At 72.1% G+C, this 21,380-nt stretch carries 19 protein-coding genes; 10 read left to right on the forward strand and 9 right to left on the reverse strand.

Features of this window, described 5'->3' with window-relative positions:
- The 3 genes from D0T12_RS20845 to D0T12_RS20855 are packed head-to-tail and all read right to left on the reverse strand — an operon-like array spanning position 1 to position 4,966.
- Positions 1-2,133 carry an alpha/beta hydrolase family protein gene (locus tag D0T12_RS20845; protein WP_117401600.1) on the reverse strand — a complete coding sequence of 711 codons (2,133 nt, stop codon included), beginning with the start codon at positions 2,131-2,133 and terminating at the stop codon, positions 1-3.
- A complete protein-coding gene (locus D0T12_RS20850) occupies positions 2,130-3,719 on the reverse strand; it encodes a peroxidase family protein (RefSeq protein WP_117401326.1) in 1,590 nt (529 codons plus the stop codon). Before D0T12_RS20850 ends, D0T12_RS20845 begins: the two co-directional genes overlap by 4 nt.
- 2 nt (positions 3,720-3,721) lie before the next feature.
- Positions 3,722-4,966, reverse strand: a complete 1,245-nt coding sequence (locus D0T12_RS20855; protein WP_117401327.1) for a cytochrome P450 — start codon at positions 4,964-4,966, stop codon at positions 3,722-3,724.
- A gap of 196 nt (positions 4,967-5,162) precedes the next feature.
- Here D0T12_RS20855 and D0T12_RS20860 point away from each other — a divergent pair, with 196 nt between their 5' ends.
- The 5 genes from D0T12_RS20860 (at position 5,163) to D0T12_RS20880 (ending at position 9,944) form a co-directional block, all read left to right on the forward strand.
- Positions 5,163-6,140 carry an acyl-CoA desaturase gene (locus tag D0T12_RS20860; protein ID WP_117401328.1) on the forward strand — a complete coding sequence of 326 codons (978 nt, stop codon included), beginning with the start codon at positions 5,163-5,165 and terminating at the stop codon, positions 6,138-6,140.
- Positions 6,141-6,223: 83 nt separating this feature from the next.
- Positions 6,224-6,706 carry an MSMEG_6728 family protein gene (locus D0T12_RS20865; protein ID WP_117401329.1) on the forward strand — a complete coding sequence of 161 codons (483 nt, stop codon included), beginning with the start codon at positions 6,224-6,226 and terminating at the stop codon, positions 6,704-6,706.
- 127 nt (positions 6,707-6,833) lie between these two features.
- Complete coding sequence (locus D0T12_RS20870) at positions 6,834-7,400, forward strand: response regulator transcription factor (protein WP_158581561.1); 567 nt, start codon at positions 6,834-6,836, stop codon at positions 7,398-7,400.
- The gene (locus D0T12_RS20875) at positions 7,387-7,929 is read left to right on the forward strand and encodes a helix-turn-helix transcriptional regulator (protein WP_233526193.1); all 543 of its coding nucleotides are present in this window, start codon (positions 7,387-7,389) and stop codon (positions 7,927-7,929) included. The genes D0T12_RS20870 and D0T12_RS20875 overlap by 14 nt, the downstream gene beginning before the upstream one ends.
- A gap of 140 nt (positions 7,930-8,069) precedes the next feature.
- The gene (locus tag D0T12_RS20880; RefSeq protein ID WP_158581562.1) at positions 8,070-9,944 is read left to right on the forward strand and encodes an AfsR/SARP family transcriptional regulator; all 1,875 of its coding nucleotides are present in this window, start codon (positions 8,070-8,072) and stop codon (positions 9,942-9,944) included.
- Positions 9,945-10,388: 444 nt separating this feature from the next.
- Here D0T12_RS20880 and D0T12_RS20885 read toward each other — a convergent pair whose 3' ends face one another.
- From D0T12_RS20885 to D0T12_RS20910, 6 genes are all read right to left on the reverse strand, one after another.
- Positions 10,389-12,356 (reverse strand): TOMM precursor leader peptide-binding protein, encoded by a 1,968-nt coding sequence (locus D0T12_RS20885; RefSeq protein ID WP_117401333.1) that lies wholly within the window; start codon positions 12,354-12,356, stop codon positions 10,389-10,391.
- 101 nt (positions 12,357-12,457) lie between these two features.
- Positions 12,458-12,673 (reverse strand): hypothetical protein, encoded by a 216-nt coding sequence (locus D0T12_RS20890; protein ID WP_199487592.1) that lies wholly within the window; start codon positions 12,671-12,673, stop codon positions 12,458-12,460.
- Positions 12,674-12,686: 13 nt separating this feature from the next.
- On the reverse strand, positions 12,687-12,860 hold the full coding sequence (locus D0T12_RS20895) for a thiazolylpeptide-type bacteriocin (protein ID WP_117401601.1): 174 nt from the start codon (positions 12,858-12,860) through the stop codon (positions 12,687-12,689).
- 43 nt (positions 12,861-12,903) lie between these two features.
- The gene (locus tag D0T12_RS20900; protein WP_117401335.1) at positions 12,904-13,083 is read right to left on the reverse strand and encodes a thiazolylpeptide-type bacteriocin; all 180 of its coding nucleotides are present in this window, start codon (positions 13,081-13,083) and stop codon (positions 12,904-12,906) included.
- A gap of 33 nt (positions 13,084-13,116) precedes the next feature.
- Positions 13,117-13,293 (reverse strand): thiazolylpeptide-type bacteriocin, encoded by a 177-nt coding sequence (locus D0T12_RS20905; RefSeq protein ID WP_117401336.1) that lies wholly within the window; start codon positions 13,291-13,293, stop codon positions 13,117-13,119.
- An 11-nt stretch (positions 13,294-13,304) separates the two neighbouring features.
- A complete protein-coding gene (locus D0T12_RS20910) occupies positions 13,305-13,487 on the reverse strand; it encodes a lantibiotic protein (protein ID WP_117401337.1) in 183 nt (60 codons plus the stop codon).
- 218 nt (positions 13,488-13,705) lie between these two features.
- Between D0T12_RS20910 and D0T12_RS20915 the strand changes: the two genes are divergently transcribed.
- The 5 genes from D0T12_RS20915 (at position 13,706) to D0T12_RS20935 (ending at position 21,368) form a co-directional block, all read left to right on the forward strand.
- Positions 13,706-14,599: an ABC transporter ATP-binding protein gene (locus D0T12_RS20915; RefSeq protein ID WP_117401338.1), complete on the forward strand. Its 894-nt coding sequence runs from the start codon at positions 13,706-13,708 to the stop codon at positions 14,597-14,599.
- Between the two features lie 25 nt (positions 14,600-14,624).
- Positions 14,625-15,365, forward strand: a complete 741-nt coding sequence (locus D0T12_RS20920; RefSeq protein WP_117401339.1) for an ABC transporter permease — start codon at positions 14,625-14,627, stop codon at positions 15,363-15,365.
- A gap of 137 nt (positions 15,366-15,502) precedes the next feature.
- The gene (locus D0T12_RS20925; RefSeq protein WP_147339566.1) at positions 15,503-17,722 is read left to right on the forward strand and encodes a TOMM precursor leader peptide-binding protein; all 2,220 of its coding nucleotides are present in this window, start codon (positions 15,503-15,505) and stop codon (positions 17,720-17,722) included.
- A 2-nt stretch (positions 17,723-17,724) separates the two neighbouring features.
- Complete coding sequence (locus D0T12_RS20930; RefSeq protein WP_117401341.1) at positions 17,725-19,704, forward strand: TOMM precursor leader peptide-binding protein; 1,980 nt, start codon at positions 17,725-17,727, stop codon at positions 19,702-19,704.
- A gap of 26 nt (positions 19,705-19,730) precedes the next feature.
- Positions 19,731-21,368 carry a nitroreductase family protein gene (locus D0T12_RS20935; RefSeq protein WP_117401342.1) on the forward strand — a complete coding sequence of 546 codons (1,638 nt, stop codon included), beginning with the start codon at positions 19,731-19,733 and terminating at the stop codon, positions 21,366-21,368.
- The last annotated feature ends 12 nt before the right edge of the window (positions 21,369-21,380 follow it).

The following is a 21,380-nucleotide window of genomic DNA, read 5'->3' on the forward strand; positions in this document are numbered from 1 at the left end:
CTAGGTGGGGAAGACGTGGGCGCCCGCGTCGCGGCGGAGTAACTGGTGCGGGCTGCGGCAGCAGAGGAACGGGCGGGCGCCGTCCAGGCCGAGGGTGCGCAGCGCGTCGGCGAGGGGGTGGTCGCCGTCCCCGACGTGCAACCGTGCGCGAGGGGCGAGATGCAGGCGGGACGGTCCCTGGGCGTGGACGACCGAGCGCAGGGTGGCGTCGGCTCGCGTGGAGTAGAGGACCGGTTCGCCCGAGCGTGACCGGTTGCTCGGGCCGAGGGGCCCGGAGAAGGTCAGGGCGCGAGTTTCTAGGGCGCCGACCGTGAGCGCGGCGGTCCGGGAATTCAGGCGGACGTGGATGGGGACGGTGAAGGCGTGCTCGCTCCACAGGTTCCGGTGGGCGGCGGCCGCGGCCGGAGTGCTCAATGCCGTGGCGAGCGTCCATAGGCCCGCCCCACGCCATTGTGGTGGGCGTCGCAGGTCCCGCCAGACGCCGACCGGGCGGGGGCACCACGGGTCGTGGACCAGGACACCGAGGGTGACCTCGTGGTGCGGGCCCAGCGTGCTCTCCCGGTGGTCGCGGACGTCCAGCGCTACCAGCGACCGCCCACCGGCGCGCACCGGGACGGCATCGCCCAACACGGCGGCGGCCGACGCGGCGTCGACCGTGAACCACGCCGTCAGGGCCGCCGCGTCCGACGTGCACACGGGCAGCTTCACCGGCCCGTCGGGAGTGGGCTCGACCCGGGAGGCGACGGTGAGGAAGGGGAAGCCCGCAGGGCGGCGCGCGTCGTCGTACAACTGGTAGAGGCGGCGGTCGACGACGGGGCCGTTGTAGGGCGCGAGCTGCCGCTCGATGTGCGCGCGGGCCTCGGGGAGGTCGTGCTCGACGTTGGCGGCGTACTGCTCCAGGCTGTGGCAGGCGGGGAACAGGTGCGTCGGGTCGGCGTAGTCCACCACGTACCGGCCGGGCTGTTCCGCGAAGCAGTTCCCGGCGCCCTGACCGTCCAGGCTCGGGATGATGTCGTGCTGGTTGGTGATGCTGACGACCCAGGTCGCGGGGTTCACGGGCGCCTTGAAGTCGATCGGCGAGCCGATCGCGATGACGTGGGTGAGGCGGTACCGGGCGTTGAGCGCGGCGTCCTGGCTCAGGCTCATGACGGCGGCGCCGCCCGCGCTGTGGCCGATGAGGGCGAGGTCGGCGCCGGCGGGGATGCGGTGGTCGGCGATCGCCTTGGCGAGGGAGCGGCTGTAGGGGCCGCTGTCCAGGACGGTGGCGCTGAACGCGCCGAGCAGGTCGGCGGGGGAGGCGCCGTCGGGTGCGCCCATCCGCATTCCTGGGGCCAGCAGCACGTACCGTTCGACGCCGTCGGGCCCGCGCACGGTGAGGATGAGCGCGCGGCCGGACGTCCCGATCGCGATCAGGTCGCCGAGCAGGCCGAGCAGGGACGCCTCCCGGCAGAACCGCGCGGCCTCGGGCCCGGTCGGCTCGGCGCGGACGGCGGCGCCCCGGCCGCGGTCCAGGCGCGCGATGACACGGTTGCTCAGCCCGGTCAGCGGGTCGGCGGTCGCGGCGCCCATGCCGGTGGCGATGAGCCAGGCGGTGTGGTCGTTCAGCGGATTGCGGTCGAGCAGCGCGCGCAGCGCGAGGATCTCGCTGAAGACGGGGGACAGGACGGTGAGGGCGCGCGCCCCGCCCCGGTCCCTGACGAGGGCGCGCAGCGCGCCGACCACGTCGGCCTGGCCCTCGCTGGCCGCCTCGATCAGCCGGCGCACCGGCGGGTCCTCGGTGAGGGCGGGGCCGGCGAGGGCGACCGCGGCGATCCGCAGCCGCAACGACGTGATCATGATGGAGACGGGCAGGCTCGCCGCGCCGGCCAGCCCGCCGACCTTGGCGCCGAGGACGCCGAGCACGCCGCCCGCCGGGGCCCAGCCGAGCCCGGCGGGGTTCGTGATGGCGCGGGCCAGCGACCGCTGCGCCCGCCATCCCGCCTGGGGTGCCCGGCACGCGGCGGCGGCGACCCGCGGATCGGCGAGCGCGGCCGTGGCGTGCGCGGACGCCTCGCGGAGCGTGTGCGCGATCTCGGCGAGTTCCCGCGCGGCGGCCCGCAACCGCGGCGCGGCGTCCTCGCCGTCCGGGGTCATCGCGGCGCTCCCCGCCACGTCATGCTCACGAACCGGGGCCGCGGGTCCTCGGGGGTGTTGCGGGCGAGCACGTCACCGATCGTGCGGGTCTCGGCGATCGTCCGCAGCCCGGTGCGGGTGAAGGTCTCGGCGGTCAGCACCCGGGGGGCCAGCAGCGGGTTCGTGAGCGCCTGCGAGAACGCGTCGATAGCGATGATCTTCGTGAGGAGTGGGGGCAGGACGGCGGCGGGCGACGCGGGCTCCTCGGCGAACAGGCCGACGTACAGCTCCAGGTCGTCGACGCTTCGGTAGCGGTCGGCCAGCGCGTCCTGAACACGCGGGACGCCCGAGACCTGGGAGAAGTCGCGCGCCCGGGGGAACCGGCAGTGGGCGCGGTAGTCGTTGTAGGACGCCAGGCCCAGGGCACGGCCGTCGGCGATCGAGGAGAGTTCCACCTCGTGCAGGATCGGGTCGGTATTGAACAGGCCGATGCGTCCGGCGCGCTGCTCGGAGGCGTCCTCGAACAGCCGACCCAGCCCGGGTTCGGGGAGCAGCGCGGCCCCGAACAGCGTCCGGGCGGTGGGGAGTTCGGTGTCGCCGACGACCAGGCTGGACGGGATGAGGCTGTGCCAGCGGTAGACGAGGTTGAACTCGACCGACGCCCAGTTCTGGCGGTGCCACGGTGCGCGCGCCAGCATCCGGCCGAGGCGCGGGTCCAGCAGGAACCGGAAATGGTACGGCGTGATGTGGTTGATGTACTCCTCGACGACCAGCCGGACGACCTCGACGATGACGATGTTGCGGGCGGTCTGGAAGAGTCGTTCGTCGTCCCAGCCGGGGTTCTCCGCCGCGAGCGTCCGCGCGACCCGGTTGTGCTCCCGCAGGAACAGCACCGTCAGCATCGTGAAGCCGACCTGGACGTTGCCGCGGTCGCCGCCGGTCGCGAACAGGGTGTCGCGCTGCGCGTCGGTGAGCCGTTCCATCCGGACGGCCGTCAGCGCCGAGAACTCCGGCTTGACCTTGCCGTTCTCGCAGAGGAAGGGCGGGAACTCGCCGCCGTTGAGGAGCTGGCTCTTGAGCAGGCCGCCCTCATGGGCACGGACGGCGTCGGTGGCCTCCGCGTTCAGCCCGTACAGCGGGTTGAGGTCGATCTCGTGGTTGGAGGTGCTGCGGCGCGGGTCGCGAGGCTCGCGGGACTCCCCGCGCAGGAACCCGTCCGTGAACCACTGGGCGAAGTACGCGAACAGGACGGTCGAGCGCGGGCAGGGCGTCATCTCGCCGTCGCGGACGAACAGTTCCGCGGCCCGTCGCACGGTCGGACGTCCGGTCTCCTGGTCGGCGACGGGCGGCAGGTGGCGGCCGCTGTAGGTGCGGTCGGTCAGCGAGGACCAGGACGTGTACGGCGCCATGGTGCTCAGCGGTTCGGGGCGCGGCGGCATCTCCCGGATCGCCTGGTCGATCACGGTGGCGTTGATACGGCGGCGCAGCGCGGTGGACCTCTGGGCGAGCCGCCACAGCGGACGCCCGCGCGTGAGCGCCAGATATCGGAGCCGGTTGCGGGCGCCGTCGGAGGCGAAGCCGCGGGCGCTCCGGTACGCGTCGCTCACGGTCAGGCCCCCTCGCGTGCCGGTGCGTCGAACCGCAGGACGAAGCCGTCGGGGAAGACGTCCCGGTCGCGGAGCACGTCCCCTTCCGCGCGCAGACCGGGCCGCAGCATGATCCGGCGGACGGTCTCGGCGATCACGACCCGGCCGGGGTGCACGCCCAGGCAGGCGTGCGGGCCGTGACCGAAGTGCAGCCAGGCCCGCTCGGATCGATCGGTCCGGAAGGCCGCCGGCTCCTCGACGGCGGCGTCGTCGAACATGGCGGAGGCGACCGCGGCCAGGACCAGGCGTCCGGCCGGGACGGTCGCCCCGCTGGGCAGCACATGGTCGCGTACGCAGTAGCGGACGATCATCTTCAGGAAGGGGTCGAACCGCAGCGCCTCCCAGACATGGGGGTCGAACCGTTCGGGGTCACCGGCCGCGGCGGCGGCCTCGGCGTGCAGGTCGGGCCGGCCGAGCAGCAGGGACACCACGTTGGTCATCGACCCGGCGGCGTTCTCCACGAACCCGAGCAGCGTCCCGGCGACGTTGACCGCGACGCGCTCGTCGTCGAACCCGAGTTCCGCGGGCAGCCGGGTGCGGACCAGCCGACCGAGCACGTCGGCGCCGGCGTCGTCTGCCGCCCGGCGCTCGGCGACCAGGCCGCGCAGGTACGCCATCATCTCCGCGCCCGCGGCGACCGACGCGGCCCGCACGCCGGGCTCGGCGGCGAAGTTGGTGGTCACGTCGGTCATAATCGTGCGCGACCAGCGGGACAGCGTCGGCTCGTCGGGCCCCGGGAAACCGAAGTAGCGGGCGCAGACCCGCAGCGGGACGGCCCGGAACAGGCCACGGACCGCGTCGATCTCCCCGTCCGCCTCGTCGAGGGCCCGTTCGGCGAGTTCGCCCGCGAGCGCGCGCACGGCGGGGACGTCCTCGGGCGCGAGCATGACCTGCATCAGACCCTTCTCACGCCAGTTCAACGGGGTTCCGTCGCGGCTCAGCATGTGCGGGGCGCCGAGCGCGGCCTCCAGCGCCGGCCGGTAGGCGCTGACCGGGAAGGAGGCCGGACGGGACAGCACGTCCAGGACGTCCGCGTGCCGGGTGACCAGGCTGAAGGCCGGGGAGGCGAGCACGGGCCGGTCGGCGCGCAGCTCGGCGAACAGATCCCGCCATTCGGTCCGTAACCAACCGGCCAGCTTGACCTGCGCGGCGGACGGATCGTCCCGCACGAGCGCGTCGTAGGTGGCGAGATACCCGTCAGTTCGCATGGCCTCAACTCCGCACTTCGTAGCCGCCGGGATCCAGAGAGTAGCCAGAGAGTAGGGAGTCCGGAGCCCGGACGCCAAGACTTCGGAAACGTGGAGTAGCTAAATCGATTCAAAGGGTGACTGTTGCCTATCTGTCAGGCAACTGCCGCCCGCTTCACCTCCGCAGTTCAATGAGGGCCGACCTTCGGGAGGAACGATGGAGGACCGGGCGCTGGGGGAGACGGTCGAGGTCTCCAGGTCCCGCAGGCACGCCTACCTGATCGTTCTGGTCGTGCTGCCGCCCGTCGTCCTGCTCGCGGCGGTGGCGGTCGTCTGGGGTCGCGCGGTCGGGCCGCTGGACGTCCTGCTCGCGCTGGTCATGTACGCCGTCAACATCTTCGGCATCAGCGTCGGCTACCACCGGCTGCTGACGCACCGCTCCTTCCGGTGCCCCCGCCCGGTCCGGGTGACGTTCGCGCTGGCGGGCGCGCTGGCCCTCCAGGGGCCGCCCACGTTGTGGGCCGCCGAGCACCGCAGGCACCACAAGTACTCCGACCAGCCGGGCGATCCGCACTCACCCTGGGCCTACGGCGACTCCGGCTTCGCCCTGGTACGCGGCCTGCTGCACGCCCAGGTCGGCTGGTTCTACAGCGCCCGCCGGCGGTCCAACCGCGCGCACTGGGTGCCCGATCTGATCGCCGACCCCGACATCCGCCGCGTGGACGCGGCCTATCCGGCGATCGTGGCCGCGTCCTTCCTGGTTCCGGCCGCCGCCGGGGGCCTGCTCTCCTGGTCGTGGGCGGGTTTCTGGACGGCGCTCTTCTGGGCGGGCCTGGTCCGTTACGCGGTCGTCCACCACATCACCTGGTCGGTGAACTCGGTCGCGCACTGCTTCGGTGACCGGGCCTTCGCCACCCGTGACCGCTCGTCGAACGTCCGCTGGGTGGCGCTGTTGACCTTCGGGGAGGGCTGGCACAACTGGCACCACATCGAACCGACCAGCGCCCGCCACGGCGTCCTGAAGGGGCAGGTCGACCCCAGTGCCGGCCTGATCCGCCTGCTCGAAAGGCTCGGCTGCGCCCACGACGTGCACTGGCCGTCCCCTGCCCGGATCGAGACGCAGGCGAGCCGTCACCGCGAGGAGAGCCGACGCGCCGCCCCGGTGACCCGAGGGGGCCATGTGGACGCGGGTTAGCGTCGCCCGTCTCCGGCACCCGATCACCCGAAAGCGACCGGCCGGACGATCGATCCTCCGCTCAGCGGGTACCAGGGGACGTTGTGCAGACCTTTCTTCCGCACGCGGACTTCGCCGCCACCGCCGGGGTCCTCGACCAGCGCAGGCTCGGAAAGCAGCGCGTCGAGGCGATCCAGGTCCTGCGCGGGCTGACGGTCCCGGGCTACGGCTGGCGCAACCACCCGGCCGTGCGGATGTGGACCGGGTACGAGGAGGCGCTGGTCCGCTACGGGCTGGAGATCTGCCGCTCGTGGTGCGCGCTCGGGCATCGCGACACCTGCGCCGCCACGCTGACGGCCGCGCTGGCGGAGACCTCGGGCATCGAACCGCCCCGGGACCAGGAGCGGCTGGCCGCCGCCGGTGAGCTGCCGCCATGGCTCGGCGACCCGGCGCTGCACCTCAGCCACCGCTCCGCGCTGGTCCGCAAGGATCCCGGGTTCTACGGGCCGATCTTCCCGGGCGTGCCCGCCGACCTGCCCTACGTCTGGCCCCGCTCGGACCGCGAACCCGCCGCCCGCCCGTCCTGACCGCCATGGAACCGTTGACCGTCGGACGCGGCGGCAACGGATCGACACCGGATCGGCCTCGCTCGACGAGCAACCGGACGCGGAGGTTAGCCACCCGTAAGGGTAGGTGATCTAACGTTCAATGATCATGGACTCGCAGACTCTGGATCTGGACGACTACCAACGCATATTCCGTGTTCTTGAGACGTCCGCGGACGCGGTGGGGCAGGACCGCTTCTTCGAACGTCTGGGAGACGCGCTGGCGCGGCATCTCGACTGGACCGGCGCCCGGGTGACCATCGGCACCCCGACCACGGGGCGAAGACCCGGCCCGGAGAACTTCGCCAGGACCCTCTGCGGCACGATCGAGGCGACCCCGGGCACCAGGGTGCTGATCAGCGTGTGCTTTCCGGACGGGCCGGGGCCGGGGGCGCGCGAGCGCGCCATCCTGCGCCGGCTCCAGTCCCATCTGGCGCCGTGGATGTCGGAGCATCTGTCCGGCGTGCGGCGGAACACGGCTTTGATATCGCTGACCAGGCGGGAGGAGGCCGTGGTGCGCCTGGTCGCGCAGGGCATGTCGAACCGCCGGATCGCCGACCGGCTCGGCGTCACCACCGACACCGTGAAGAAGCATCTGACGCGCGCCATGGCCAAGGCCGGCTGCCGGGGGCGCGCGCAGCTCGCGCTGTGGTGGCATGACCATGAGCCCGCTTGATCCCGCCGACTACAAACGGATGCTGCTCGTCCTGGACGATGTGCGCGGAGCGGCCGACATGGCGCGCTTCGGCGACCGGTTGCGGACCGCGCTCGCCGAGCATTTCGGTTGGACGGACGCGACCGTGCGGCTCCAAGAGGTCACCGGCGCGACGGACTCGCGGGAGGACGGCCGGTTACGGTCGGTCGTGCCATTGGCGGACGGGAGCGGCGACCGGCTTCTCATCATCGTGCCGAGGCCCGGCACGCCCCGGCGACGGACCGTCCTGGAGTTGCTCGGGCGGCAGCTCGCGCCGCTCGCGCGGGACGTCGCGCGGATGCCCGCGCGCCCGCTCCTGACGCCGCGGGAGACCCAGGTCGCGGAGTTGGTCGCGGAGGGTTTGGGCAACCAGCAGATCGCGGTACGGCTGGGCATCACGGTGAGCACGGTGAAGAAGCACGTGTCCCGCGTGCTGGCCAAGAGCGACTGCGATTCCCGGGTGCGGTTTGTTGTGTTGTGGCGGAGATTGACCGATTTTTCGGGTGATTAGTCTACGTTCCCACGCAGATGTTCCACCTTTGGACAGTACCGATTCCGGTTCTGATCGGAGAGACTCGGCCGCATACGGGGATACGGGGACGTCCAGCGGCACGCGCCGCCGCTGGACGAACGACTGCTGTGGAGGACACGGTGGTTGCACAGTTCAGGTTGCTGGGATCGGTGGAGATCGCGAACGGACGGCACGCGTTTCCGCTCCCGGCCACGAAACCGAGCGTCGTCCTGGCGGCGCTGCTCCTGCACGCCAACGAGTTCCTGGGCAACGACCGGCTGACCGAGATCGTGTGGGGGGACGCCAACCCGCGCAATCCGCGGTCCAGCCTCCAGACGTACGTGATGCGCCTGCGCCAGACCCTCGCGGCGAACGGGACGCCGGGGAGCTCCATACTCACGCTGCCCGGGGGCTACAGCTTGGAGGCGACTCCGGAGACGCTCGACCTGCTGCGCTTCCGGCAGCTCGTGGAACGGGCCAGGCGCGGCGGCGACCCCAGGGAGGAGTCGCGCCGCCTCAACGAGGCGCTCGCGCTGCGGCGCGGGCCCATGCTCGCCAACATCCCGTCCGACGTGCTCCTTCGCGAGGAGGTGCCGAAGCTGGAGGAGGAGTGGCTGGCCGCCCGCGAGCGGCGGATCGACATCGACCTGGCGCTCGGCCGCCACCGCGATCTCGTGGCGGAGCTGCGCGGACTGACCGCGACCTACCCGCAGCGGGAGCGGTTCTGGGAGCAGTTGATGGAGGCGCTGTACCGCTCGGGACGGCAGTCCGAGGCGCTGGCGGCCTACCACGAGATCAAGAGCATCCTGCTGGAACAGCTCGGCGTCGACCCGGGGTCCGGCCTGCAACGGATGGAACTGGCCATCCTCAAGGGCGAGATCCAGGTGACCGAGTTCGCCGACGACCCGCCGGGGCGTCCGGCTCCGCACATCCTGGGCCCGCACACCGCGGGCCCGTCCGCTCTCGGCCCGCTCGGTCCCGGCCCGCAGGCCCTGGGGCCGCACTGCCGGCTCCCGCCGCAGCCGCCCGGATTCGTCGGGCGCGGCAAGATCGCCGGACGGATCGCCGACGAACTGGCCAAGGGCGCCGGGGACGGAACGGCCGTGGTCACCGCGATCCGCGGCGAGCCGGGGGCGGGCAAGTCGGCCCTGGCGCTGTCGGTGGCGTACGACGTCGCCGGGCTCTTCCCGGACGGGCAGTGGTACCTGCGGCTCAGCACCGAGGCCGGGCGGCCACGCCCGCCGGTGGAACTGCTGGGCGAGCTGCTGGGCATCGCCGGACTGCGGCCGACCGACCTCGGCGAGGACCAGGCCGAACGGGAGGCTGCCTACCGCGCCATGGTCCGGGACCGCCGGGTGCTGCTCCTGCTCGACGACGCCCAGGACGCCCGGCAGGTCGAGCCGCTGCTGCCGGGCAGCCCCGGCAGCGCGGTCCTGGTGACCAGCCGGACCAGCCTGGGCGAACTCACCGCGCGGTGGCGGGTGCGCTCGTACGAGATCGGGCCGCTGCCCACGGAGAGTTCGCTGGAGTTACTGGCGGGCATGCTGGGACGCGAGCGGGTGGAGCGGGAACGCGCGGCGGCGGTCGCGCTCACCGAGATCTGCGACGGGCTGCCGCTGGCGCTGCGGATCGCGGCGGCGCGGTTCGCGGGCCGTCCGGGACAGGACCTCGGCGACTTCGTCGCCTGGCTGGCCGCCGACCCGCTCGCCCGGCTGGCGGTCGGGAGGCGGCCGCGGATCTCCGTGCGCCGCGCCTTCGAGGTGTCGTGCGAACGGCTCGGTCCCGACGCGCGGCGGCTGCTGTCCGCCCTCGCCGAGACCCGGGCCCGGTCGGTGTTCGGCGCGGACGACATCGCGGACCGTACGGGCACGTCGCTGCCCGACACCGAAGAGGCACTGGAGGAGCTGTTCGACGCCGGGCTGCTGCGCGGCCACGGCCTCGACCGGTTCGCCATGCCGACGCTGCTGCACACCTACACCCGTCTATTGCAGGACCGGCCCACTCCGCTCGCCTAGCGGCTCGCTGCGTGACCGTTCCTGGTGCGAACGCGCATCGCTTCGCGATCCGCCCGGTTGCGCTCGCCTTCGGCGTCGCTGCACCGGGCGGGTCACGCGTTCGCGTGCGGGCTGTGTTTATTGCAGGACCGGCCCACTTCGCTCGCCTGGCGGCTCGCTGCGTGACCGTTCCTGGTGCGAACGCGCATCGCTTCGCGATCCGCCCGGTTGCGCTCGCCTTCGGCGTCGCTGCACCGGGCGGGTCACGCGTTCGCGTGCGGGCTGTGTTTATTGCAGGACCGGCCCACTTCGCTCGCCTGGCGGCTCGCTGCGTGACCGTTCCTGGTGCGAACGCGCATCGCTTCGCGATCCGCCCGGTTGCGCTCGCCTTCGGCGTCGCTGCACCGGGCGGGTCACGCGTTCGCGTGCGGGTTGGGGCCACTTCGAATACGCCATAGGTCCCTGTCAGGGGAAGGGGTGGGGGACGCGGTGCACCTCCTCGTCCCGGAGGTCGTCGCTTCGTCGTCCAGCCTGTCGGAACGCCGTCTTCAGGCGTGACATGCGCAGGACGCGCTGTTTGCTCCAGCCGAAGTCGATGGGTACCAGGCCGGGCACGATCACGCAGACGTTGCGCAGGCCGGAGATCGCCTGTTCCGGGGCGGTCTGGTCCACCGCGATGACGTCGAACCCGGCGCCGACGAGCAGGTCACGGCAGAACCGCATGTCGTCGAGGAGGTTCAGGGTGCGGGGACGGTCCCGTTCCCAGTCGCGGTAGAGGTCGCCCATGTCCTGGAGGGGCCGGTCGGCGAGGAAGGTCCGCGCGTGCGGGGCCATCTCCGGCAGGCCGAACAGGGCGGCGTGGTGGGTGAGGTGCGAGACCTTGGAGAAGTCGCGCGCCATGCCGGTCAGCTCGTCGCCGAGCCGGGTGACCCGCTCGGGCATCGTGGGGATGTAGGAGGCGATCTCGCAGAGGGCGCCGCGCACGGCGGCGGCCGGGTCGAGCCCGGCGCCCGCCGCGAAGCACAGCGTGCCGACGCCGCCGTCGCGCCGGACGGCGACGGCGGTGACGACCGGGACGGGCAGGTCCACCCGGTTGTCGAAGAGCCGGACGTCGTAGCCGTGCATCCGCACCCGGTCCATCATGATCCGGGCGGACGGGTCCGGCACGGTCTCGGGGTCGATCTCGGGGAGTCGCGCCCCGCTGTACCAGGCGAGCAGGAACGCGTCCCGTTCGATGAGCTCCAGCATCCCGAACAGGACGGCCTCCTCCAAGCAGCCGCCGACGGCACAGCCGTTCGAGCACTCGTGGACGAAGTCGCCGTCCCCGGCCCGCCGCTCCATGTAGTAGGAGATGCGTTCGGGGACGAGCAGGGGCCGCTCGTCGCGCAGCGAGTACCCCCAGACCCAGGAGATCGGCTGGTCCGGGGCGAAGGCGGTGAACATGGGGTCGCTGCGGTAGACCTCGTCGTCGTACACGCCGCAGTCGCGGGGGTCCAGCGCGTCGGGGGCCAACCGCTCGTAGGTGTCGACCACGACGTCGTCGAGCCCTCGCCGCTGGCCTCCCGCGTACCGTTCGAGCCCTTCCAGGACGCCGCAGGCCAGGCTGTCGTCGAAGGAGTCGGAGTGACCGCTCCAGTGCACGTCGAAGAGCCGGTCGGCGATGCGCAGTTTGAGCTGCCCGTTGACCGGGGCGGTGGTCGGGCTGGTCACGTCGTGGTGCGCGGAGCGTCCGAGCACCCCGCACACGGGGTTGACCAGGGCGTCCAACGGCAGGTCGTAGTCCGTGGCGGACCGCAGGTGGTAGCTGTCGGGGGCGCGCTTGGCGCGGTCGGTCAGCTCCAGCCGGGCGGCCTCGCGGTCGCCGGGACGCGGCCGGCGGCAGGTGGGGCAGTCGGGGTCGGCGAGGAGCCGGTAGCGCCGGACCCGGAGGGTGTCGAAGCGCAGTTCGTGGACGGGCGGTACGCGGGCGTCGTCCGCCCGCAGCGAGGCGACCTGCTCGAACAGGTGCCACGTCATCTCCAGCGCCGACGCCGTGAGGTAGGGGGAGCCGGCGACGGAACGGATGGCGAGGCCGTTCTCCAGCGCCTCCCGCTCCTCGGCGCTCTGCAACCGCTGCCAGCGCCGGGCCAGGCAGTCCGGACACGGCGCCCGCTCGGCGTCGGTGATGGCCGGGCCGAACAGCGCCGAGAACGGTGTCAGGTGGATCGGGAACGTGCCCTGGGCGAACGGCGCGTCCGGTCGCGCCCCGGCCGGAGTGGACGCGGCGCGCAGGACGTCGGTCTCGCCCAGGACGGCGACCCGTGGAACCACCCGCAGGTCAGACCGGCTCGCCCGGTCCAGCAGGAACTCCTCTACCCGCGCCCTGTCCCGCTCCCGCGGTGAGGAGGCACCGGCCGTCCTCGGATCGGTCCTCGCCACGGTGGCTGTGTTCACATCGGTCCCTTCTCCGGCGTGCCGGCGCGTGGCGGGCGGACCGCTGGTCGGCGGCCCGCCCTGGAGTAATCACACGCAGTAGTGCTCACGTGCAGTAGTACTCAGGCGCAGCTCGCGGTGCTGGTACAGCTGGTCGTGCTACTGCTCGTGCTGGTACTGCTGGTGCTCGACCCGGTGCTGGTGCTGCAGTCACAACTCGTCCAGCCCAGCAGATCCTCGGTCGCCTCGACATGGTCGCGGATCTCGAACGTCTCGGCTTCGAGCGTCGCCATTCCGCTACGCAGATCCGACAGGCGGTCGTCGCCCGTACGTGCCATGGCACACCACCGCCTACGCGCAGCTGGCGGTGCTGGTGCAGCTGGTCGTGCTGCTGCTACAGCTACAACTGCTGGTGCTGCACCCGCCAGCCAGCATCTCGGGGGCGTCCTCGTAGTCGAGGACCTCGAAGGTCTCCGCCTCAAGCAGCTCGAAGTCGCTGCGCAGATCGGTGAGCTTGGTGTCCATCCGCATCACTCCTTTCCGTGCCGTTCGTTCGGGCTCTGCCCGGTCACGCGCAGCTGGCAGTGCTGGTGCAACTGGTCGTGCTGCTGCTGGTGCTGCAACTGCTGGTGCTGCACCCGTCGGCCAGCATCTCGGGAGCGTCCTCGTAGTCGAGGATCTCGAAGGTCTCCGCCTCAAGCAGCTCGAAGTCGCTGCGCAGATCGGCGAGCTTGGTGTCCATCCGCATCACTCCTTTCCGTGCCGTTCGTCCGCTGCCCGGTCACGAACAGCTGGTGCTGCTACTACTGCTGCAGCTACTGGTGGTGCTGGTGCAGCTCGTGGTCCCGGCGACCTCGTCCATCACCTCGACATAGTCGGTGATCTGGAACGTCTCGGTCTCCAGCAGTTCGAGCTCCTCCCGCAGGGCGGAGATCGTGCCGGTGTTGTTCTCGTTCATGGCGGCTCCGTCTAGTCGCAGCAGCTTGTGCCGCTGCTGCTGGTGCAGCTGCTGGTGGTGCTGGTGCAGCTGGTGGTGCCGGCCAACTCCTCCACGCCCTCGGTGTGGTCGTGGATCTCGAAGGTCTCGGCCTCCAGCAGGTCCAGCCCGTCCTTGAACTCCGACAGCGCCGGAGCCGTTCCGTCTTTGCGCATGGTCGATCCTTTCTCTCGAGTGGGGCAACCCTTTCGAAGCATGGCAGTGACCGGTCTCAGTGCCGGACTACCACGCTCACAGATCACTGTCAGACCGCTATCAGATCGCTGTATTCGACGCCGCGGCGGTCGACGACGAATTTCCGGTGCTGTTCTACTTGGCAGCGCGGATTCGGTTTTCGCGGTGAATAAAAGCCCGTGAAGAATGGAGGCCCGTTATGGCCGAGACGCTGGCGCGCGCCGTCGCGGCGACCCGCCGGTACGGCGGGATCGTGGCCGTCGACCAGGTGTCGGTGGAGATTCGCGCGGGCGAGCTGGTCGGCCTGCTGGGACCCAACGGCGCCGGTAAGACGACGCTGATCAACATGCTGATCGGGCTGCGCCGCCCCACCTCGGGGACCGTGGAGCTGTTCGGCGGCGATCCGCGTTCCCCGGCCAGCCGGCGGGCCATCGGCGTGACCCCGCAGGAGACCGGCCTGCCCGCGACGCTGCGGGTCGCCGAGTGCGTCGACTTCGTCGCCGCGCACTATCCCGATCCGGTGGACCGTGACGAGCTGCTCGGCCGCCTCGGGCTGGACGGCTTGCAGCGCCGCCAGACCGGCGGCCTGTCGGGCGGGCAGCAGCGGCGGCTCGCGGTGGCGCTGGCGTTCGTCGGCCGTCCCCGGCTGGTGGTGCTCGACGAGCCGACGACCGGGCTGGACGTCGAGGCCCGGCACGCCCTCTGGCAGGGCATCAGGGACTACCACGCCGACGGCGGGACCGTCCTGCTCACCAGCCACTACCTGGAGGAGATCGAGGCCCTCGCCGAGCGGGTCATCGTGATGGGGGACGGCACGATTCTCACCGACGGCTCGCTGGAGTCGGTGCGCGGCATGGTCGGCATCCGCCGCGTGAGCCTGCGGATCGACACCGTCCCCCCACTCGACGGGCTCCTCGGCGTGGAGCGCGAAGGCGACCGCACCAACCTGCTCACCCGGGACGCCGACCGGCTCGTCCGCGACCTGGTCGCCGCCGGGGCGGTGTTCTCCGACCTGGAGATCCGGACGACCTCGCTGGAAGAGGCGTTCCTGTCCATCACCACCGCCGGCGACGCCGACGCCGCCGCGGTCTGAGCGCCGCCGACGAGGGAGCGAGTTCATGCTGCAACTGGTGGCCACGCACGCCAAGTACCAGATCTTGGAGACGGTGCGGATCCCGATCGCCGTCATCGGCAACGTGTTCTTCCCGGTGGCGGTGATGCTGTTCTTCGTCGTGCCGTTCACCCGGGACGATCCCGCGGAAGCGACCCAGGCCACGGCCTCGGTGGTGACGTTCGCCCTCATGATGAGCTTCCTGTTCACCTACGGGGTGGGGGTCGCGGAGGACCGCGGGAAGCCGTGGGACTCCTACACCCGCACCCTGCCCGCCGGGTCCGCCCCGCGGTTCGCCGGCCGCATCCTGTCCGGGTTCACGTTCATGGCGCTGTCGCTGGTCTCGGTGGTGGTGGTCGCCGCCATCGGCACCCCGGCCACGTTGTCGCCCGCCGAACTGGCCGCGGCGCTCGGCGCGCTGGTCGTCGCGGCGATTCCGTTCGCCCTGCTGGGACTGGCGATCGGCTACTCGATGCCGTTCAAGGCGGCGCTGGCGTTCACCCAGATCGTGTTCTTCCCGCTCGCCTTCGGCGGAGGCCTGCTCGGCCCGCCGGGCGACGGCCCCGGGTTCGTGGAGACCGTGGCGCCGTACCTGCCGACCCGCGGAGCGGTGGAGCTGGTGTGGGCCGCGGTGGGCGACTACGAGATCAACCCCACGGCGATGGTCATGCTCGGCCTCTGGATCGCGGGCACCGGTGCCCTGGCGATCTGGGCCTACCGGCGGGACGAGGGGCGCCGGTTCAGCTGAGGCACGCCGGTCCGCCGGCGTCGGTTCGAAATGGCAAGGAGGCCACGGCAGTGGAGACCACGACGGTCAATGGAGAGAACGCTCGGGCGGCGGACGCCGGCGCCGACGCGGAAGTAAAAGGCGAAGATCTTTCGGATATGCGTCCCCGGCTTCGTCACGACGTATTGTTCGCCGACACCGGTAGCGGTGTCCTGTTCCGCAACAGCGAAAACGGATTCATCGTGCAGGGGCGGACCGCGTACCGTTTCGCCGCGATGTTGGCGCCGCATCTCACCGGCCACAATTCCGTGCGGGAACTCTCCGCCGGGTTGAGTTCGGCGCAGCGCACGATGGTCCTCGACTTCGTGCGCGCACTGCTCGACCGCGGCTTCGTCCGGGACAGCCGTCCGTCCGGCGCGTCGACGCTGCCGGAGCCCGTCGCGCGGCACTTCCGGTCGCAGCTCGACTACGTCGAGCACTACGTGGACGACGCGGCGGGAAGGTTCGCCGCGTTCCGCAACGCCGACGTCCTGGTCCTCGGCACCGACCAGGTGGCGGAGGCGGCCACGCTGAGCCTGCTGCGCAACGGGCTGCGCACGGTGCACACGGTGCTGGACGAGCCGGCGGCCGGAGCGGTGCGCGCGGAGGCCGCGCGGCTCACCGAGCAGGGCTGCGAGGCCGAGGTCCGGTCGGTGGCCGTGCAGGACCTCGATCCGGTCAGGTACGACCTCGTGATCGCCTGCGGCCTGGGCGCCGACGCCGGAACGGTCCTGCGGACCGTGCGGGCGCCGCGGCGGGGGATCGTGCTGCCCGCGACGTCCGTCGGAGACCTCCTGGTCGCCGGTCCGCTGCTGCGCCCCGGCACCACACCCTGCTGGACGTGCGCCCTGCTGCGGCTCGGCGACAACGAGGACCCGGCCGCGATCGCGGAACTGTGGCGCGGGATGACGCTGCGCGGCGCCGGACCCGACCGTCCGAGCCCCCGCCCGCCGGTCGCGGCGATGTTCGGCACGATGCTCGGCTACGAGGCGTTCCGGACGCTGACCGGATGCCTGCCGGCCGAGACCGAGGGCGCCGTCATCGTCCAGGACCGGCTGACCCTGGAGACGGCGCGCGATCCGCTGCTCCCGCATCCCGGCTGCCCCGACTGCGGCCCCGGCGAGGCGGAGATCGTGGCGGACGGGCACGCCCGGGTGCTGCACGCCGCCACGGGCGACCTTGAGCCGGAGCGGCCCGAGCCGCGGCGTCCCGACCCGGAGAGCCCCGATCCGGAACGGCCGCTGGCGGCCTCCGAGGCGACGGTCACCCCGGAGACGCTCAGGGACGAACTGATCGCGATCCAGGACCTGCTGTCGGAGCACGTCGGGGTGTTCGGCGCGTTCGACGACTCGGCGCTCGACCAGTCGCCGCTGAAGGTGACGCGGCTGCGGGCGGGGTCCACGGCCGACCCGGCGGCGCCCGCCCGCCTGATCGCCGCCGCCGACCTGCACTACGTGCCGCGGGCCCGGACCCGGGCGATGCTGGCCGCCGCGCTCGCCTACGTCGCCCGGAGCGGACCCGGCGCCTGGGCCGCCCCGCTGGACCGCCCGGGTTCCGATGCCGTCCCCCTCGACCGGCTCGTCACCTGGACCGGCCGTGCCGCCGGTGACCGCGACGCGGGCGGCCCGTGGCTGGCGGCGACGTCCCTGCTGGACGGCTCGCCCCGGCACGTCCCGGCCGCCGCCGTCCACCCGTTCTCCCCGGCCAACGCCGCCCTGCACGTCGAACCCGCCGCCGCGGGCGACGGCGCCGGAACCGGCGAGGCCGAGGCGATCCGGCAGGGGCTGCTGTCCGCGCTGGCCTACGAGGCGCTCCGGGAGGCCGCCACGGGCGCCGTCGCCGAGACGATCGACGTGACGGCGGCACCGGACGGATCGGAGATCGACTTCCTGGTCCGCACGGCACGGAACCTGGAACTGACGGTCGAGTTGGTCGACCTCGCCCCCGGGCGGCCCGCCCACCTGGTGCTGGCCCGGACGACCGGCGACGACCCGGACGACGGCCACGAGCCGGTGCCGTGGGCCGTGGGCGCCGCGCTGTCCCGCGACGCGGCGGTGACCATCGCGCTCCGCGACCTGATCGCGGCCGAGCAGCTGCGGCGGGCGCTCGGCGAGACGGACGCCGTGGACTTCGGCGACCCGCTGTTCCCCGCGCTGGATCCACGGGCGATCCGCTCCGGGGCACCCGGGACGTCCCGTCCGGAGACGACCGTGGCCGCCCTGCTGGACGACCTGCGCGCCCGCGACCTGGACGCGCTCGTCGTGCCCACCACCACGTCCGACCTGCTCCGGCACGGGCATCTCGTCACGGTGCGGGTGCTGCTGGCCCGGGGACGGTGACGATGGCTGCGATCGCGGACCGGCAGGTCCGGCCGAACCGGCATGGCCAGGAGGGCCGCCCGGAAAAGCCGCCCCTGGAGGACTCCCGGCAACGGGCGCACGACCGCCTGCGCGCTCTCGTCGGCGCGGACGGGCCGCAGATCCACGTGACCTGGCTCGGAATCGTGGACGCGCTGGCGCGGCCCACGCCCCTCCCCCCGGACGCCGTTCCGGGGACGGCGCTGGTCCCCGTCCACCTGCACGATGACAAGGCCGTCGTCGGACCGTACGCGACCGTGCTGGAGGGCGGGCGCTGGACCCGCTCGTGCCCCAACTGTCTGGCGCGGCGGTGGCAGGCCATCCGCTCCACCGACGAACGCGACGTCCTGGAGTTCGGTGCCCCGGTGCGGGCCGTCGGCGAGTCCCCGTATCTGCACGAGTTCGCGCTCGAACGCGTGGCGCGGGTCGCGTGCGCCCTGGCCGCGGAACGTCCGACCGACTTCGCCGGGCACCCCTACGTCTACGAGGTCGACCTCGTCTCGGCGCAGACCAGGCGCTTCCCGCTGCTCGCCGACTCGGGCTGCCCGCTGTGCGGCGACCGGCCGGCGGACGGCCCGGAGCGGACCGCCGAAGACCTGCGCTCCCGGCCCAAGCGCACCCCGGACGCCTTCCGCAGCAAGGCGCCCGACGCGTACGGCCTGTCGGTGGACGCCTACGTCAACCCCGTCTGCGGTGCCCTCGGACCGCAGGTGCGGCACCGCTTCGAATGCAGCACCACCGCTCCGGCGATCGGGCACATGGCCGTGCGCGGTCAGGGCTACATGCACGACTCCTTCTGGGGAGGGCACGCGTACAACTTCGACGAGAGCGTGCTTCTGGGCGTCCTGGAAGGTCTGGAACGGCATGCGGGCATGCGCCCGCGTTCCGTGACCACGGCCGTCGTCGACTCCTACGAGAACGTCAAGGACGACGCGGTCGACCCGCTGGAATGCGGGGTCTACGCCGACGGCTTCTACGAGGGCAACGACTACTTCGTCCGGTACACCCCGCAACTGAAGATCCCGTGGGTGTGGGGACGTTCGCTGCGCGACGACCGGCCCGTCCTGGTACCGGAGATCGTGACGTACTACCACGTGCACGATCCGGTGAACAAATACCTCCAGGAGTGCTCCAACGGCTGCGCCACCGGCTCCTGCATGGAGGAGGCGATCCTCTACGGGCTGCTGGAGCTGATCGAACGCGACGCCTACGTCCTCAGCTGGTACGGCAAGGCCCGGCTGCCGGAGATCGCCACCGAGTCGCTGACCGACACACGGTCCCGGATGCTGATCGACCGGATCGCCCTGGGCGGCTACGACGTGCGGCTGTTCGACACCCGCATCGAGTTCCCCGTCCCCGTCGTCACGGCGGTCGGGGTACGGCGGGACGGCGGCATGGGAACGTTCTGCGTCGGCGCCGGAACGAGCCTGGACCCCGAGGCCGCAGTGAAGTCGGCGCTGGGCGAGATCGCCAACACGATCCCCGGGTTCGACCTGCACTCGGCCGCCGACGCCGGCCGGCTGCGCGCCATGGCCGCGGACTTCTCCCTGGTGGAGACGCTGGCCGACCATCCGAGCCTGTTCGGGCTGCCGGAGATGGCCCGGCACGTGGACTTCCTGCTCGACCGTCCCGAGCCGCGGCCGATGGCGGAGATCTACCGCGACTGGTCCGACTCGCGCCCCTACCATCTCGACCTGCTCGACGACCTGCGCTACCTGACGGGCACGGTGACCGGGGCGGGCTTCGACGTCATCGTCGTCGACCACACCTCGCCGGAGCAGCGCGACGCCGGGGTGCGCGGCGCGGGCGTCATCGTCCCCGGGCTGTTGCCGATCGACTTCGGCTGGGGACGGCAGCGCGTCCTGCACATGCCCCGGACGCGCACCGCGTTCCGCCGCGCGGGCCTGCGGACCACCGAACTCGACGACTCCGAGCTGCACCTGGTGCCGCACCCGTTCCCGTGACCACCGGCCAGCGAAATGAGAACCCGATGAGCGTCGTGCACGACTATGTCAACGCGATCGTCCGCCGCCGCCGCGAGCCCATGGAACCGATCGGCTTCGAACCCGACTGGGCCGACAAGCCGCGCCGGCACAAGGTGTACCGGGAGGCGACGCGGTTCCCCCTCCCGGACCCGCCGGACGCGCCGGACGGCGAGAACGCCACCCTGGACGCGGCGCTGCGGCCGGGCCCGGGAGGCGAAGGCTTCTCGCTCGGCACCCTGTCCAGGCTGCTGCGCGACTCCTACGGCCTGCTGGGACGCAGGCTCGGGGTCCAGGCCAACAGCGACGAGCAGTTGCTGCCCCAGTACCGCAGCGCGGTGTGGTGGCGCGGGACGGCCTCCGGCGGCGGCATGTACCCGGCGGAGATCTACTGGGTGACCGGGTCCCGGGGGCCGATGCTGCCGGGCGTCTACTACTACTCCGCGCCGCACCACGCGATGCAGCGCCTGCTCGCCGGGGACGTGGTGGACCAGGTCCGCGCCGCCCTCGGCCCGGACGGCTCCGTCCCCACCGACCAGTTCCTCCTCGTCAGCCTGAAGTTCTGGACGAACGCGTTCAAGTACAACAGCTTCTGCTACCACGTCGTCACGATGGACATCGGGACCCTCCTGGGGACCTGGCAGATGACGTCGCGGTCCCAGGGCGTCTCGCTGCGGCCGATCCTGAACTTCGACGAGCTCGCGCTGAACCGGCTGCTCGGGCTGACCTCGCACGCCGAGAGCGTGTTCGCGGTCGTCCCGCTGCCCTGGGACGCCCCGGACACGCTGCCAGAACCCATGGCGGCAGAACCCACGTCGCCGGAACCCGCGCCGGTCGCCGAGGTGAACCGTCCGCGGGTGCACCTCCAAGAGGAGGAGCGCTCCCGCAGAGTGATCCGTTTCCCGCAGGTGGAGGAGGTGCACGCGGAGATCCTGGCCGCGGACCGGCCGCGCCCCACGGCCGCGGACCTGGCCGCCGCGATCCCCGCGCCGCCTCCGCATCCCGCGGCCGAACGGCTCGCGTTGCCCGACCCCGCACCCCTGCGGGCGAGCGTGCCGGAGGCGCTCCGGGGAAGACGCAGCAGCTTCGGCCGGTTCAGCGCGCACCGTCCCCTCACCCGCGCGGAGCTGAGCGCCCTGCTGATCGCGGGCACCGCGGGCGGACGGCTGGTCTCCGACGTCAAGGACGAGTCCGGCGGGCCGGGGCTCACCCGGCTGGCGGTGTTCACCAACCACGTGGAGGGCATCGCCCGCGGCGGCTACGACTACGACCCGACCCGCCACGAACTGGGCGTTGTGACGCCCGGTGACCCGGCGCTGTTCCTGCAACGCAACTACTTCCTGCCCAACTACAACCTTGAGCAGGTCGCCGCCGTGCTGGTGGTGCTGGCCCGGCCGGAGGCCGTCCTGGAAGTCGCCGGGCCGCGCGGCTACCGGTTCGTCAACGCCGAGGTCGGCGCGGTCGCGCAGGCGGTCTACACCGCGTCCGCGGCGCTCGACATCGGCTGCGGGGCGGCGCTGGGGTTCGACAACGTCTCCTATGCCGAGCGGCTGGGCATCGAGGGCACCGGCGAATGGCCCCTGCTGATCCTGATGGTCGGCAGGGAACGGCCGGGCGAACCGAACATCGACCATCGGATCGCCTGAGGGAGGTCGAGA

It is taken from the genome of Actinomadura spongiicola (genome assembly GCF_003432485.1).
Lineage (GTDB): Bacteria > Actinomycetota > Actinomycetes > Streptosporangiales > Streptosporangiaceae > Spirillospora > Spirillospora spongiicola.

Excerpts from the sequence above, each read along its gene's own strand:
- D0T12_RS20845 (WP_117401600.1), bottom strand. The coding sequence starts at position 2,133 with ATGACCCCGGACGGCGAGGACGCCGCGCCGCGGTTGCGGGCCGCCGCG.
- D0T12_RS20855 (WP_117401327.1), bottom strand. The coding sequence starts at position 4,966 with ATGCGAACTGACGGGTATCTCGCCACCTACGACGCGCTCGTGCGGGAC.
- D0T12_RS20860 (WP_117401328.1), top strand. The coding sequence starts at position 5,163 with ATGGAGGACCGGGCGCTGGGGGAGACGGTCGAGGTCTCCAGGTCCCGC.
- D0T12_RS20870 (WP_158581561.1), top strand. The coding sequence starts at position 6,834 with ATGGACTCGCAGACTCTGGATCTGGACGACTACCAACGCATATTCCGT.
- D0T12_RS20875 (WP_233526193.1), top strand. The coding sequence starts at position 7,387 with ATGAGCCCGCTTGATCCCGCCGACTACAAACGGATGCTGCTCGTCCTG.
- D0T12_RS20890 (WP_199487592.1), bottom strand. The coding sequence starts at position 12,673 with ATGGCACGTACGGGCGACGACCGCCTGTCGGATCTGCGTAGCGGAATG.
- D0T12_RS20895 (WP_117401601.1), bottom strand. The coding sequence starts at position 12,860 with ATGGACACCAAGCTCACCGATCTGCGCAGCGACTTCGAGCTGCTTGAG.
- D0T12_RS20900 (WP_117401335.1), bottom strand. The coding sequence starts at position 13,083 with ATGCGGATGGACACCAAGCTCGCCGATCTGCGCAGCGACTTCGAGCTG.
- D0T12_RS20905 (WP_117401336.1), bottom strand. The coding sequence starts at position 13,293 with ATGAACGAGAACAACACCGGCACGATCTCCGCCCTGCGGGAGGAGCTC.
- D0T12_RS20910 (WP_117401337.1), bottom strand. The coding sequence starts at position 13,487 with ATGCGCAAAGACGGAACGGCTCCGGCGCTGTCGGAGTTCAAGGACGGG.
- D0T12_RS20915 (WP_117401338.1), top strand. The coding sequence starts at position 13,706 with ATGGCCGAGACGCTGGCGCGCGCCGTCGCGGCGACCCGCCGGTACGGC.
- D0T12_RS20920 (WP_117401339.1), top strand. The coding sequence starts at position 14,625 with ATGCTGCAACTGGTGGCCACGCACGCCAAGTACCAGATCTTGGAGACG.
- D0T12_RS20925 (WP_147339566.1), top strand. The coding sequence starts at position 15,503 with ATGCGTCCCCGGCTTCGTCACGACGTATTGTTCGCCGACACCGGTAGC.
- D0T12_RS20930 (WP_117401341.1), top strand. The coding sequence starts at position 17,725 with ATGGCTGCGATCGCGGACCGGCAGGTCCGGCCGAACCGGCATGGCCAG.
- D0T12_RS20935 (WP_117401342.1), top strand. The coding sequence starts at position 19,731 with ATGAGCGTCGTGCACGACTATGTCAACGCGATCGTCCGCCGCCGCCGC.